Annotated in this window: 13 protein-coding genes; 3 read left to right on the top strand and 10 right to left on the bottom strand. The window is 72.2% G+C overall.

The features are described from left to right. The 6 genes from ndk to KIT14_13095 form a co-directional block, all read right to left on the bottom strand. The gene (gene ndk, locus KIT14_13120) at positions 1 to 432 is read right to left on the bottom strand and encodes a nucleoside-diphosphate kinase (GenBank protein ID MCW5891475.1); all 432 of its coding nucleotides are present in this window, start codon (positions 430 to 432) and stop codon (positions 1 to 3) included. After that, positions 432 to 1316 carry a succinate--CoA ligase subunit alpha gene (gene sucD / locus KIT14_13115; protein ID MCW5891474.1) on the bottom strand — a complete coding sequence of 295 codons (885 nt, stop codon included), beginning with the start codon at positions 1314 to 1316 and terminating at the stop codon, positions 432 to 434. The genes ndk and sucD overlap by 1 nt, the downstream gene beginning before the upstream one ends. After that, positions 1316 to 2485, bottom strand: coding sequence for an ADP-forming succinate--CoA ligase subunit beta (sucC, locus tag KIT14_13110; protein MCW5891473.1), 1170 nt, complete (start codon positions 2483 to 2485; stop codon positions 1316 to 1318). Before sucC ends, sucD begins: the two co-directional genes overlap by 1 nt. Next, positions 2482 to 3426, bottom strand: coding sequence for a malate dehydrogenase (mdh, locus tag KIT14_13105; protein ID MCW5891472.1), 945 nt, complete (start codon positions 3424 to 3426; stop codon positions 2482 to 2484). Before mdh ends, sucC begins: the two co-directional genes overlap by 4 nt. Positions 3427 to 3567: 141 nt before the next feature. Beyond that, positions 3568 to 4728 carry a hypothetical protein gene (locus tag KIT14_13100; GenBank protein MCW5891471.1) on the bottom strand — a complete coding sequence of 387 codons (1161 nt, stop codon included), beginning with the start codon at positions 4726 to 4728 and terminating at the stop codon, positions 3568 to 3570. Between the two features lie 204 nt (positions 4729 to 4932). After that, complete coding sequence (locus KIT14_13095) at positions 4933 to 6993, bottom strand: M13 family metallopeptidase (GenBank protein MCW5891470.1); 2061 nt, start codon at positions 6991 to 6993, stop codon at positions 4933 to 4935. A 174-nt stretch (positions 6994 to 7167) separates the two neighbouring features. On the opposite strand from KIT14_13095, the gene KIT14_13090 reads away from it, so the two are divergent. After that, complete coding sequence (locus KIT14_13090; GenBank protein ID MCW5891469.1) at positions 7168 to 7791, top strand: hypothetical protein; 624 nt, start codon at positions 7168 to 7170, stop codon at positions 7789 to 7791. Between the two features lie 36 nt (positions 7792 to 7827). Here the strand turns inward: KIT14_13090 and icd are convergent, their stop codons facing one another. The 4 genes from icd to KIT14_13070 all read right to left on the bottom strand — a co-directional run bounded on the left by icd (position 7828) and on the right by KIT14_13070 (position 11713). Then, a complete protein-coding gene (gene icd / locus KIT14_13085) occupies positions 7828 to 9222 on the bottom strand; it encodes an NADP-dependent isocitrate dehydrogenase (protein ID MCW5891468.1) in 1395 nt (464 codons plus the stop codon). Positions 9223 to 9323: 101 nt separating this feature from the next. Further along, positions 9324 to 10112 carry an ABC transporter ATP-binding protein gene (locus KIT14_13080; GenBank protein ID MCW5891467.1) on the bottom strand — a complete coding sequence of 263 codons (789 nt, stop codon included), beginning with the start codon at positions 10110 to 10112 and terminating at the stop codon, positions 9324 to 9326. Between the two features lie 3 nt (positions 10113 to 10115). Next, positions 10116 to 10904, bottom strand: coding sequence for an ABC transporter permease (locus tag KIT14_13075; protein MCW5891466.1), 789 nt, complete (start codon positions 10902 to 10904; stop codon positions 10116 to 10118). After that, on the bottom strand, positions 10901 to 11713 hold the full coding sequence (locus KIT14_13070) for a glycosyltransferase family 2 protein (protein MCW5891465.1): 813 nt from the start codon (positions 11711 to 11713) through the stop codon (positions 10901 to 10903). Before KIT14_13070 ends, KIT14_13075 begins: the two co-directional genes overlap by 4 nt. 101 nt (positions 11714 to 11814) lie before the next feature. On the opposite strand from KIT14_13070, the gene KIT14_13065 reads away from it, so the two are divergent. Further along, on the top strand, positions 11815 to 12957 hold the full coding sequence (locus tag KIT14_13065; protein MCW5891464.1) for an NAD-dependent epimerase/dehydratase family protein: 1143 nt from the start codon (positions 11815 to 11817) through the stop codon (positions 12955 to 12957). 3 nt (positions 12958 to 12960) lie between these two features. Next, complete coding sequence (locus KIT14_13060; GenBank protein ID MCW5891463.1) at positions 12961 to 13707, top strand: SGNH/GDSL hydrolase family protein; 747 nt, start codon at positions 12961 to 12963, stop codon at positions 13705 to 13707. Positions 13708 to 14036 lie beyond the last annotated feature (329 nt).

The following is a 14036-nucleotide window of genomic DNA, read 5'->3' as shown; positions in this document are numbered from 1 at the left end:
TCAGGGCGCGGCGGTCGCGCCTGCCAGCTCGTGTCCCGGGAAGAAGAAGGCGATCTCGACCTTCGCGGTCTCCGGGGCATCCGAGCCGTGCGACGCGTTCTGCTCGACGTCGGTACCGAACTCGCCGCGGATGGTCCCCTTGGGCGCCTTCTGCGAGTCGGTCGGCCCCATGAGGTCGCGCCAGCGCTTGATCGCGCCCTCGCCCTCGAGCACGCCGACGAACACCGGGCCCGAGGTCATGAACCGAACGAGGTCGCCGTAGAACGGCCGCTCGCGGTGGACGTAGTAGAAGCGCTGCGCCTGATCCTCGGAGAGCCGGGTCATGCGCCCGCCGACGATGGTGAGGCCGCTGTCCTCGATCATGGCCAGCACCTTGCCGAGGACGCGCTTGCGGACCGCGTCGGGCTTCACGATGAAGAAGGTCCGTTCCATCACAGCTTTCCTGCCTTTCGGAGTGCGTCCTGCATGGTCGCCCCGAGACGCGCAGGGCTCGTCGACATGGTGACGCCGGCGGCCTCGAGCGCGGCCATCTTCTCGGCCGCCGTGCCCTTGCCCCCGGCGATGATGGCGCCGGCATGGCCCATCCGCTTGCCCTTCGGCGCGGTCTGGCCGGCGATGAAGCTGACGACCGGCTTCTTCACGTTGGCCTGGATGAAGGCCGCGGCCTCCTCCTCCGCCGAGCCGCCGATCTCGCCGATCATGATGATGCCGTCGGTGCCCGGGTCGCCGTTGAAGAGGGTGAGCGCGTCGATGAAGCCGGTGCCGATGATGGGATCGCCGCCGATGCCGATGCAGGTCGACTGGCCGATGCCGAGCTGGCTCAGCTGGTAGACGGCCTCGTACGTGAGCGTACCGCTGCGCGACACCACGCCGACGCGGCCGGGCTCGTGGATGTAGCCCGGCATGATGCCGATCTTGCACTCGCCGGGCGTGATGACGCCGGGGCAGTTCGGCCCGATGAGGCGGGTCTTGCCGCCCCGAAGCGCACGATCGACGCGCACCATGTCGAGCACCGGCACGCCCTCGGTGATGCAGATGACGAGTGGGATGCCGGCGTCGGCGGCCTCGAGGATGGCGTCGGCGGCGCCGGCCGGCGGGACGTAGATCACCGAGGCGTCGGCGCCGGTCTCCCGCACCGCCTGCGCGACGGTGTCGAAGATCGGGATGCCCTCGAAGTCGGTGCCGCCGCGGCCGGGCGTGACGCCCGCGACCATCTGCGTGCCGTACTCCTTGCACAGCCGCGTATGCAGCTGGCCGGTGGCTCCGGTGATGCCCTGGGTGAGGACGCGCGTCGCCTTGGAGACGAGGACCGACATCAGGAGGCCCTCCGAAGGGCCGCCACGGCCTTCTCGGCGCCTTCCTTCATGTCGGCGGCGTTGATGATGTCGAGGCCGGACTCGGCCAGGATCTTCCTGCCCTGATCCACGTTCGTGCCTTCCATGCGGACGACCAGCGGGACCTTCAGCCCCACCTCCTTCGCCGCCGCGACCACGCCCTCGGCGAGGACGTCGCAGCGCAGGATGCCGCCGAAGATGTTGATGAAGATCGCCCTCACCGCGGCGTCGGAGAGGATGATCTTGAACGCCGCCTTCACCTTCTCGGTGTTGGCGCCGCCGCCGACGTCGAGGAAGTTCGCCGGCTCGCCGCCCGCGGCCTTCACCGAGTCCATGGTGGCCATCGCGAGACCCGCGCCGTTCACCATGCAGCCGATGTTGCCGTCGAGCGCGATGTAGCTGAGGTCGAACTTCGCGGCCTCGAGCTCGCGCGGGTCCTGCTCGTTCGGATCGTTCAGCGCCTTCAGGTCGGGGTGGCGGAAGAGCGCGTTGGGATCGAAGCCGATCTTGGCGTCGAGCGCGACGACGTCGCCGCCCCTGGTCACGACGAGCGGATTGATCTCGGCCATCGAGCAGTCGCTGTCGACGAAGGCCTTGCCGAGCCCCTGCAGGAAGGCGACGGCCTTGCCGAGGTGCTCCTTGGCGCCGAGGCCGAGCGCGAACGCCACGCGCCGCGCCTGGAAGCCGGTGAGGCCGAGGAGCGGGTCGATGGTCTCGCGCAGGATCTTCTCCGGCGCCCTCGCGGCGACCTCCTCGATCTCGACGCCGCCTTCCGTCGACGCCATCAGCGTGACGCGCCCGCTGCCGCGGTCGACGACCATGCCGACGTAGAGCTCGCGCGCGATGTCGCAGCCCTGCTCGACGAAGAGCCGCCGGACGACGCGCCCCTGCGGACCGGTCTGGTGCGTGACCAGCGTCTTGCCGAGCAGCTCGGTGGCGACGGCCTTCACCGACGCCTCGTCCCTGCACACCTTGACGCCGCCCGCCTTGCCGCGGCCGCCGGCGTGGATCTGCGCCTTCACCACGCAGGGGAAACCCAGCTCCTTCGCCGCCGCCACCGCCTCGTCGACGCTGAAGGCCGGCGTGCCCTTCAACGTCGCGACGCCGTAGCGCCGCAGGATCTCCTTCGCCTGATGCTCGTGGATGTTCATGCCTGGGCCAGCACCTTGTCGGTCGCCTCCACCAGCTCCGCGACGTGCGACGCAGAGACGTCGAGCGCCTTCCTCTCGTCGGCGGTGAGCTGGATCTCGAACACCTTCTCGACCCCGCCCGCGCCGATCTGCACCGGCACGCCGACGTAGAGGCCCTGGAGGCCGTACTCGCCCTCGAGCAGCGCCGCGGCCGGCAGGACCTGCTTCTTGTCGAAGAGATACGCCTCGGCCATCTGGATCGCCGAGTGCGCCGGCGAGTAGTACGCCGAGCCGGTCTTGAGGAGCGCCACGACCTCGCCGCCGGCGCCGCGCACGCGCTTCTCGATCGCGTCGAGACGGCCCGCCTCGACGAGCGACGCGATCGGGATGCCGTTCACCGTGGTGTGGCTGCGGATCGGCACCATGTCGTCGCCGTGACCGCCGAGGACCATCGCCTGCACGCTCTGCACCGAGACGCCGAGCTCCCACGCGAGGAAGGTGCGGTAGCGGCCCGAGTCGAGCACGCCGGCCATGCCGACGACGCGGTGCTTGGGGAAACCCGTCAGGCGCTTCATCAGCGTCACCATCGCGTCGAGCGGGTTCGAGACCACGATCACGAACGCGTTCGGCGCATGCTGCTTGATGCTCTCGGCGACGGTCTTGATGATCTTGGCGTTGATGCCGAGGAGATCGTCGCGGCTCATGCCGGGCTTGCGCGCCACGCCGGCGGTGACGATGCAGACGTCGGCGCCCGCGATGTCGGCGTAGTCGTTGGTGCCCGTAAGGGTGCAGTCGAAGCCCTCGACGGGGCCCGCCGCGGCGAGGTCGAGCGCCTTCCCCTGCGGGAGGCCCTCCACCACGTCGAAGAGGACGACGTCGCCGAGGCCCTTCAGCGCGCACAGGTGCGCGAGGGTGCCGCCGATCATGCCGGCGCCGATCAGTGCGATCTTCTTGCGAGCCATGCTTCCGCTCCTCGTCTCCGGTGTGGTCGGTCCCGGACGCACGAGCGCCCCGGACGCGGGGTGAATCGACACCTCAAACAAGAAACGCCCGGGCGGCGCAAGGCCGACCGGGCGTTCCCCGACGGAGGTCGAGACCGGCGCCTACCAGGCGTCCGGGTTCGGCACCCAGGCCACCACGCTGTCGCGGCCGACCTGCACCGACGAGGCGCTCCACGCCGCGCCCGTGAGGCTCACGTGCTTCCCGAAGACGAGGCCTGTCCGCGCCCGCACGGTGCCGATCCAGACCCCGTCCTGGTCGAGCCGGAACGGCCCGCCGCTACGGGTCACGATGCGTGACGCAGCCTCGAGCGGTGTGCCCGCGACGAGCGTCATGCGCACCCGGCGGCCGAGCTGCGCCGCGCCGCGCACGTCGATGGTCACGCGCGCCGGCGCGACGCCCGGGTCGACGACGACCCGCGCGTCCGAGGCGGCGGCGATTCCCGCGAAGGCATAGGCACCCGGCTGCAGGCGGACCGTGGCCCGCTGCGCGAGCGTGAGCGTGCCCCACGCGCCGGGCTCCAGCGTCCGCGTCGTGCCGGACGCGACCACGACGTCGTCCCGTCCCGGCGGCGCGACGCGCAGCTCGCTGCCCGCGAACGTCCAGTCCGGATCGGCGGGCGCGGGAAGCATGCTCGCGGCCACCGGCTCGACGCCGCCGTGGAGCCGCGGGCGCCCGCCGAGGAACCTGAGGCTCCCCGCATGACGGATCGTCCCCCACCAGTCGGAGCGATCGCGGATCACGGCGTCGCCCCGCACCGCGACGACGGTGCCGGCGCTGCCGACGCGCGCGTCCTTGTCGCCGCGCAGATCGCCGCCGGCGTAGACGTCGCCGTCGACGTCCGCCAGGCGGCCGATCTTCACGCTGCCGTCCGCGGACACCACCGCACCGGCGACGCGGGCCCCGAGGCCGAGGACGACGGGGCCGCTCACCAGGAGCGCGCCGCTCACCTGGACCTGGTTCGAGATCTGGAGCCCGCCGCGGCGCACGACGACGTCGCCGCTCACGCGCGCGAGGAGCTTCGCCTTGAAGCCCATGCCGGCGTGCACGTCGCCGACGACGGCCCGTTCGTCGAGGACCACGCTGCCGCGCGCCGCGATCGGGGCGTTCACCGCGGTGCCGCCGACGACCACGCGCACGGCGTTGCCGACGAGCAGCCCGCCGCCCGCCGCCACCGCCACGTCCTTGGGTGCGATGCTCTCTGCCGCCTGCGCCGCCGGGCCGCTGCAGGCGCCGTGCGCCAGCACCAGGCCGGCGACCGCCACCGTCCACCGCCGTTGCGTCCACCGCCGTACCGCCTGAGCCACGTCGTCCTCCCGTCGCGTGCAGGAGTGGCCGCCGGTGACGGTAAAGCGTCACCGCGCCGCGCCCGCGCGCCCGCGCCGGCTGGGGTCCGGCGCGCTGCGGGCGGAGGGTTGCGAGCGGCGTTCCATCCCACGGGGCATGCGGGCCCCCATGCGGGCGCGCGGCTACCAGACGGTGCAGACGGGGTTCGCACGCATCGGTGCGCCGGCCCTGCACTGGAAGGCCTCCGCGAACGACGGCGTGTGCGCCAGCGTCGCGAGGACGCGCACCCGCGCCGGGGCATGCGGATCGGTCAGCGCCAGCATGCGCTCCGCCTCGGGCGTCGCCACGCTGCACCACACCTGCGCATAGGCGACGAAGAACAGCTGCTCGTCGGTGAGGCCCGGCACCGGCGACGGCGGCACGCCGCGCGCGCGCCGCAGGTCGTAGGCGCGGTGCGCGAGCTTCACGCCGGCGAGATCGGCGATGTCCTCGCCGAGGGTGAGCGGCCCGTTCACGTGCAGGCCGGGCTCGATCTCGTACGCGCTCCAGGCCGTGTTCACGCACGCCGCCGCCTGCACGAAGCCCTGCGCGACCTGCGGCGCCCACCACGGACGCAGGACGCCCTGCGCGTCGTACTTGCGGCCCTGATCGTCGAAGCCGTGGGTCAGCTCGTGGCCGACGACCGCGCCGATCGCGCCGTAGTTGAGCGCCGGGTGACGCGGCTCCTCGAAGAACGGCGGCTGGAGGATGCCGGCGGGAAAGACGATCTCGTTCAGCACCGGGTTGTAGTAGGCGTTCACCACCTGCGGCCCGAGCTCCCAGCGGGCACGATCCGTCGGACCGCCGACCCGCGCCAGCTCGTCGTCGAAGTCGAACGTGCTGACGGCCACGAAGTTGTCGTAGTACGCCGTCGGGCGCAGGCGCAGCCGCGCATAGTCGCGCAGCGTGTCCGGGTAGCCGATCTTCTTGTTCACCGCGAGCGCCTTGCCGAGCGCGACCGCGCGCGTCGCCGCGTCCATCCAGGCGACGCCCGGGAGCAGCTCGTCGAAGGCGGCGGTGACGTCGTCGACCATCTCGCGCGCGGCCGCGCGGCTCTCGGGCGAGAACGCGCGCGCGACGTAGAGCTTGCCGACGAGGTCCTCGAGCCCCGCCGAGGTGGTGTCCACGCAGCGCTTCCAGCGCGGCGGCTGCTCGCGGCGGCCGGAGAGGAAGGTGCCGTAGAAGGCGAAGTTGGCCTGGTCGAACGTCGCCGGCAGCTGGCTCGCCCGCGTGCGCACGAGCGCCCAGCGCAGATAGTCGCGCCAGACGTCCGGCGGCGTGCTGCGCACGATGCGCTCGAGGGCGCGGAAGTACTCCGGCGTGGTGACGTTGATGTCGCGGATGCGCGGATAGCCCGCGGCCGCGAAGTAGCCGTCCCAGTCGAGGATCGGCGCGAGGCCCGCCAGCGTGGCGCGGTCGACGCGATGGTACGTCGCCTCCGGGTCGCGCAGCGCCGCGCGCGGGCGCGCCGCACGCGCCAGCTGGCTCTCGAGCGAGAGGATGCGCCGGGCGCTGCGCACGGCGTCGCCGGGCGCGTCGCCGAGCAGCGTCAGCATGCCGGCCACGTGCCGCTCGTACACCGGGAGGATCTGCCGCGTGCGCGGATCGCTGCCCATGTAGTACTCGCGGTCCGGGAGGCCGAGGCCGCCCTGCCCGACGCTGGCGATGACGCGCGACGGGTCGCGCGGGTCCGGTCCGACGCCCAGGCTGAAGAGCGCCGGCACGCCCTCGCGCTGGAGCAGCCCGACGATGGTCATGAGGGCCGCCGGATCGGTCATCGCCGCGATCGTGCCGAGCGCCGGCTCGAGCGGCCGCGCGCCGGCGGCCTCGATGGCGGGCTCGTCCATGCAGCTCGCCCAGAACGCACCGACGCGCTGGCGGTCGGCGTCGCCGCCGGCGTTCGCGGCTTCCTCCATCACCGCGCGCAGGACCTCGCGGTTGCGCTGCTGGACCTCCGAGAAGCTGCGGAACCAGCGCGCCTCGTCGGGCGGGATCGGCGTGCGGTCGATCCAGCCGCCACAGGCGTAGCGCCAGAAGTCCCTGCACGGATCGACCGCCGGATCCATGGCGTCGGCGACCGCTGCCGCCGTCGGCTCGTCCGGCACGCCGACCGCGACGCGTTTCGGGGCGGGCGTCCCGCATCCCACCGCCATGACCGCCAGCACTCCGGCCCCCACCGCCCTGCCACCCCACCGTCCAGCCATCGCGATCGCACTCTAGCCCGAACCGGGCGCGGAGGCATCTCCGGCGCGGTGCGGCCCGGTCGGCGCGCGCGACCGGGCGAAGCGCGTGGCTGCCTCCCGGGCATCTGCGCTCCGTGCGCCGCACCGAGCGGATCGTGCTTGCATGCGGAACCCCGTCCCGGTCAGACAGGAGCGATGCCGTTGCTCCTCCTCGCCGCCCTGCTCCTCGCTTCCGGGCGTCCCGCCCCCGCCGACGCCCAGACCAGCCTCCAGGTGTTCTGCCGCACGCCCAAGGGCGCGGTGAAGGTACGCGACCTCTACTGCCGCGGCCGCGAGCGCGAGGTCGACATGTCCGGATTCGGCGTCGTCGGACCCCAGGGGCCGGAGGGGCCCGCGGGCAGCACGGTGACCATCTCCCGCGCCGCCCTGGCGACGCCGACGCACGGCCAGCGTCCGGTCGTCCTCGACCTGCCCGCTTTCGGCAAGCTCAGCGTCGAGACCTGCTCGGCGTTGCTCGGCGCGGAGGGCGTCGCCCTGTCGTGGCAGAACACGCAGAACGTCGCCCAGCGCGTCTACGCCGTGCGCACGCCGCCCGGCGGCGGCACGCCGTCGGTGCACCAGGGGGTCGCGGCGGCGGCGGACCCGATCTCGACGCCCGATCTCTTCTACAACCAGACCGGGAGCAGCCCCGGCTACTGGGTGCTGCGCGTCCACCCGACGACGGGCGGGACGGCGGCGACGCTCACCGGCTTCCACCACGTCACCACCGGCATCGGCTGCACCGTCTCGGTGCAGGCGACGCTGACGCCGCAGCCGTGACGCCGCCGGGCGCGGGCGCCGCCCGCACCCGCGCGCTCACATGTGCTTCACGATCTCCTTCGCGAAGCCGGAGCACGAGGCCAGCGTCGCACCCTCCATCAGGCGGTGGAAGTCGTAGGTGACGGTCTTGGCGCCGATCGCGCCCTCGACGCCCTTGACGATGCGGTCGGCGACGCCGTCCCAGCCGAGGTGACGGAACATCATCTCGCCGGAGAGGATCACCGAGCCCGGGTTCACCTTGTCGAGGTTCGCGTACTTCGGCGCCGTACCGTGCGTCGCCTCGAAGATCGCGTGCCCGGTGACGTAGTTGATGTTGCCGCCCGGCGCGATGCCGATGCCGCCGACCTGCGCGGCGAGCGCGTCGGAGAGGTAGTCGCCGTTCAGATTCGGCGTCGCGATGACGTCGAACTCCTTCGGCCGCGTCAGCACCTGCTGGAGCGTGATGTCGGCGATGGCGTCGCGCACGAGGAGCTTCCGCTTCCACTGGCCCTCGCCGTGCGTCGGCCAGAGCGCCAGCGCGGCCTCGACGTCCTTGCGGACCTTCGCCTGCTGGTCCGGCGTCATCATGTCGTAGCCGGGGTCGATCTCCTTGGCGTTCGCCTCGACCGAGAGGTCGGCCTTCCCCTCCTTGTTGCCGAGGATCCAGCTCTCCCGCTCGGTGACGCAGCGGTCGCGGTACTCGCGCACCGCGAGGCCGTAGCCCCAGTCGCGGAACGCGCCCTCGGTGAACTTCATGATGTTGCCCTTGTGGACGAAGGTCACGCTCCGCCGGTCGTGGCGCAGGGCGTACTCGATCGCGGCCCGGGCCAGGCGCTCCGTCCCCTCGCGCGAGATCGGCTTCACGCCGATGCCGCTGGTCTCGGGGAAGCGGATCTTCGTGACGCCCATCTCGTTCTGCAGGAACGCGATGACCTTCCTCACCTCCGCCGTGTCCGCCGCCCACTCGACGCCGGCATAGATGTCCTCGGTGTTCTCGCGGAAGATCACCATGTCGACCTGGTCGGGCCGCTTCACCGGGCTCGGCACGCCGGTGAACCAACGCACCGGGCGCAGGCAGACGTAGAGGTCGAGCACCTGGCGCAGCGTCACGTTGAGCGAGCGGATGCCGCCGCCGACGGGCGTCGTCAGCGGACCCTTGATGCCGACGAGGAACTCCTTGAACGCGGCGACGGTGTCCTCCGGCAGCCAGTCGTCGTGCCGGTTGAACGCCTTCTCGCCCGCCAGCACCTCCATCCAGGCGATCTTCTTCTTGCCGCCGAACGCCTTCTCGACCGCCGCGTCGAAGACGAGCTGGCTCGCACGCCAGATGTCCGGCCCGGTGCCGTCGCCCTCGATGAAGGGAATGATGGGGCGGTCGGGCACCTCGAGCTTCCCGTCGCGGATGCGGATCGGGTCGCCGGCGGGGACGGTCGTCGTCGTGTAGGTGGGCATGCGGGGGAAAAACCGGAAACGCGGGTATTGCGCAAGACGCGGGGGGCGATCGGCGCCGCGATCCGACCCTGCATGCGCGCGGCCGCCCTGCGCCGACGGCGTCAGCCGCTCGCGCGCGTCGCGCCCACGGGCACCTCGCGCCCCTGGGCCGCGTGCATGTGCGCCGCGAACGCGTCCGTCACCTCGCGCACCGGGCCGTCCATGACGATGCGGCCCGCGTCGATCCACACCGCGCGCTGGCAGAGCTCGCGCACCGTGGCGAGCGCGTGCGACACGAGGATGAACGTCACGCCCTGGCGGCGAAAGCCGTTCATGCGGTCCATGCACTTCTGCTGGAAGCCGACGTCGCCCACCGAGAGCACCTCGTCGAGCAGCAGGACGTCGGGGTCGACGTCGGTGGCGATCGCGAAGCCGAGCCGCGTGACCATGCCGGTCGAGTACGTGCGCAGGGGCGCGTCGATGAACTCCTCGAGCTCCGCGAACTGGACGATGTCGCGGTAGCGCTCGGCCATGTAGCGGCGCGAGTGCCCGAGCATGGCGCCGTTCAGGAAGACGTTCTCCCGCCCCGACAGCTCCGGATCGAAGCCGGCCCCCAGCTCGAGGAGCGGCACCAGGCGACCGCGAACGGACACCGTGCCCTGGCGCGGCCGCAGCACGCGCGCGACGACCTTCAGCAGCGTCGTCTTGCCGGCGCCGTTGCGTCCGAGGATCGCGACCGCCTCGCCCTGCCGGACCGTGAGCGACACCTCGTCGAGCGCGCGGTGCTCACGCCACTCCACCTGTCCGCGCAGCCAGCGGATGGCGAACTCCTTCAGCGTCGGGATGCGCTGGTGCGGCACGACGTAGCGCACCGAGACGTTCTCGACGGAGACGACGACGGGCGCGTCCACGGCTCAGACCAGGTAGGCGATGCGATCGGACCGGCGTTCGAACACCCACCAGCCGAAGACGAGCAGTCCGAAGCTCCACGCCGCCGAGCGCGCCACCAGCGCGATCGAAGGCAGCGCGCCGTCGAAGATCGGCCGGCGGAAGATCTCGACGATCGGGTAGAGCGGGTTCGCGTACATGAGCCAGCGATACTGCTCGGGGACGACGTCGATCGGGTAGATGATGGGCGTCAGGTACATCCACACCATCAGGAGCGCGGCGTAGATCTGCACCGCGTCGTTGAACTCCATGCAGATCGGCGCGAGCAGGAACGAGATGCCGAGCGCGAAGGCGGTGGCGAGCACGATCGCCACCGGGAGGAACAGCACGGCCGGGGTGATCGGGTGCTGCACCCAGAGCATGATCGCCGCCAGCGGGATCAGGGAGACGACCAGGTTCACGAGCCCCGAGAGCACCGTCGCCAGGATGAAGATCGCCTTGGGGACGTATATCTTGCGGATCAGCGACGCGTTGCCGATCAGGCACGCCGTCGACCAGGACGTCGTCTGGGAGACGAAGTTCCAGAGGATGTAGGCCGACAGGAAGTAGATCGTGAAGTGCTCGATCGAGAAGCGGAACACGTGCGCGAAGACGATCGCGAACACGATCATCATCAGCAGCGGGTTCAGCATCGTCCAGGCGACGCCGAGGACGGAGCGCTTGTAACGCACCTTCAGATCGCGTGCGACCAGCACCCCGAGCAGGCTGCGGTACTGGACCAGCTCGCGCACCGCGCGCAGCAGCGACGGCTTCACGTGCGAGCGGGGGTATCAGACGCGTCCGGGTCCGGCAACGGCGACGCGGCACCCGGCGCCGGCGCCACGCGCCCGCCGTCGGCGCGCCGATAGTCGCCGCGCGTCAGCATCTTCTCGAGCCACACCGAGAGGACGATGAAGAGATAGCGGCTGCCTTGCTCCTGGAGCTTCAGGCTCGACACGCCGAGCCTGCGCTGCCGCCACGAGATCGGGAGCGTCGCGAACGAGTAGCCGCGCACGACCGCCTTCAGCGGCAGCTCCACGGTGAGGTTGAAGTGCGGCGAGAGCAGCGGCCGGCAGCCGTGGATCACGTTCGCCCGGTAGCCTTTGAAGGCGTTGGTGACGTCGTTGTACGGCAGGCGGAACAGCACCTTGATGAACCAGTTCGCCGCCCGGTTCACGATCAGCTTGTGCCGGGGATAGCCCTCGACCCGTCCCCCCCGCACGAAGCGTGACCCGAAGGCGCACTCGGCGCGGTCGCGCAGGACGTAGTAGTAGCGCACGAGGTCGTCGGGGCTGTCGGAACCGTCGGCCATCATGATCGCGACGGCGTCGCCGGTGAAGGCGTCGAGCCCGCAGCGCACGGCGTAGCCGAAGCCGTGCGGGCCGGCGTTGCGCACCAGCCGGACGCCGGGATCGTCGGCGGCGCGCGCCGCCACCTCGTCGCCCGTCGGGTCGGTGCTGCCGTCGTCGACCACCACGAGCTCGTAGGCGATGCCCTCCTGGCGCAGGCGCGCACGGATCGCGTCGAGCGTCGGTCCGAGGTTCCCGGCCTCGTTCCGCGCCGGGATCACCACGGACAGGCGCATCGCCGGCTTCGCTAGACGAGCCCCCCGTGGTTTGCAAATCCGAATCAGGCCCGCATGGCGTTGCGACGCGCGGACGCGGCGCGGTAGACCCGCGCTCGACCATGCGCATCCTCGTCACCGGCGGCGCCGGCTTCATCGGCTCCTTCGCCGTCGACCGCTTCCTCGCCGCCGGACACGACGTCCGCATCCTCGACGTCCTCGATCCGCAGGTGCACCCGGACGGGCCGCCGCCGTGGCTGCCGAAGGCGGCGGAGCTCCAGGTCGGCGACGTCCGCGACCGGGACGCCTGCGCCCGCGCGCTCGCCGGCGTCGACGCCGTCCTCCATGCCGCCGCCGCCGTCGGCGTCGGGCAGTCGCTCTATCGCGTCGAGCACTACGTCGACGTGAACGTGCGCGGCACGGCCACGCTGCTGCAATGCATCGCGGACGCGAAGCGTCCGCTGCGCAAGCTCGTGTGCTTCACCTCGATGACCGGCTACGGCGAGGGCTGCTACCGCCGGGCGTCCGACGGCCGCCGGCTGCGCGTGCCGATCCGCACCGAGGACGACATCGCGCGGCGCGGCTGGGAGCCCGTCTGTCCGGAGACCGGCGAGCGCCTCGAGCCCGCGCCGACGCCCGAGGACGCCGCCCTCCTCGCGCGCAACGTCTATGCGCTCACCAAGCGCTGGCAGGAGGAGCTGATCCTCTCGCTCGCTTCCACCTACGGCTTCCCCGCCGTCTGCCTGCGCCTCTTCAACGTCTACGGCCCGCGCCAGTCGCTCGCGAACCCCTACACCGGCGTGCTCGCGATCTTCCTCGCCCGCCTGCTCGCCGGGCAGCGGCCGGTCGTCTACGAGGACGGCGGCCAGTCGCGCGACTTCATCTCGGTCCACGACGTCGTCGCGACGGTGCTCCAGGTGCTGGGCACCGACGCCGCCGACGGCACCGTGCTGAACCTCGGCGGCGGCGGCGCCCATCCGATCGCCGCGATCGCCCGCGAGCTCGCGACCCTCACCGGGCGCGACGACCTCCAGCCGGACGTCACCGGCCAGTTCCGCAGCGGCGACGTCCGCCACTGCACCGCCGACGTCGGACGCGCGCGGGCGCTGCTCGGCTTCGCCCCGCGCGTCTCCTGGGAGGACGGCCTGCGCGAGCTGCTCGCGTGGTGCCGGACGGCGCAGACGGCGGACGGCTTCGGCAAGGCGCAGAGCGAGCTCGCGGCACGCGGCCTCGTGAGCGGGCCGCTGCGGGGGCCCGAGGGCTGAGCCGTGGGCTTCGGCCGTCGGCTGCCGGCGCACCTCGTCTACGCGGCATGGCTGTGCGTCGTCGTCGCCGTCGTCTGGTGCCTGCACCGGCGCTGGCTCGGCCGGGTGCGCCCCGCCCGCCCGCCTGCCGACCGCACTATCGCCGGGATCGACGACGCCACGGTGGCGCGGCTCGGGTGGCTGCACGCGCCGGCCCGTCGGGCGTCGTCCTTCGCGAACTTCCCGCCCGTCCCGCCGGCGGGCGTACGCCGGATCGGCTGCTACGGCGACTCCCTCACGTGGGGAACGGAGGTCGCGGACGGGTTCGAGTTCCCCGCCCAGCTCGGGGCGGAGCTGCACGCGCGCGGCGTGCGCGACGTCGAGGTGCTCGACTTCGGCGTCCCGGGCTACGGCCTCCATCAGACCGCGATCCTGCACGCGGCGACCGCCGCCCGCTGGCAGGTCGGGCGCACCGTCCTCTTCGCCCACTGGTTCTGGCCCGAGCGCGACTGGGCGTTCACGCCGCCGTGGGACGCCGACCGTGCCGTCCACGCGCGCTTCGTCGCCGACGGCGACGACGTGCGCATCGTCGATCCGCCGGGCGCCACGCTCGCCGAGCGCATCGCCCGCTACCAGGCGTTCCTGCCGACCTGGCGCTATCTCCGCTTCGACGCCCGCCCGCGTTCCTGCGCGCCCTCGTGCCCGCCGGGCGCACGCTCCCGAATCCGTTCTTCGCCGGCGCCGCGACCGCCGATGCGGAGGCGCGCGTAACCTACCCGCCGCTGCTCCGGCGGCTCGCGACGCCCGAGCGCCCGCTCGACCTGCTCCACACCGGCGGGGTCTTCGCCGCGGTCGCCGATTCCGCGTGGCCGGACGTGCGCACCACCCCGATCGTCCTGCCGCCCGGCTTCCCGTACTTCGCACCCGGCGGCCACCTGAGCCCGTTCGGCAATCGCTGGCTGGCCGTGCGGGTCGCAGACCTCCTCACCGGCGCTCCGCCGTCGCCGCCGCCCCTGCGCCTGGTCGCGACCTCACCGCCGGACGTGCCCGCCGCCGCGATCCCCGTCGGCACGCTCGACGAGCTCGCGATCGCGCTCGAC

The sequence above is a fragment of the bacterium genome, from assembly GCA_026129405.1.
GTDB lineage: Bacteria > Desulfobacterota > Binatia > DP-6 > DP-6 > JAHCID01.
This window is presented reverse-complemented; position numbering and strand designations above follow the sequence as displayed.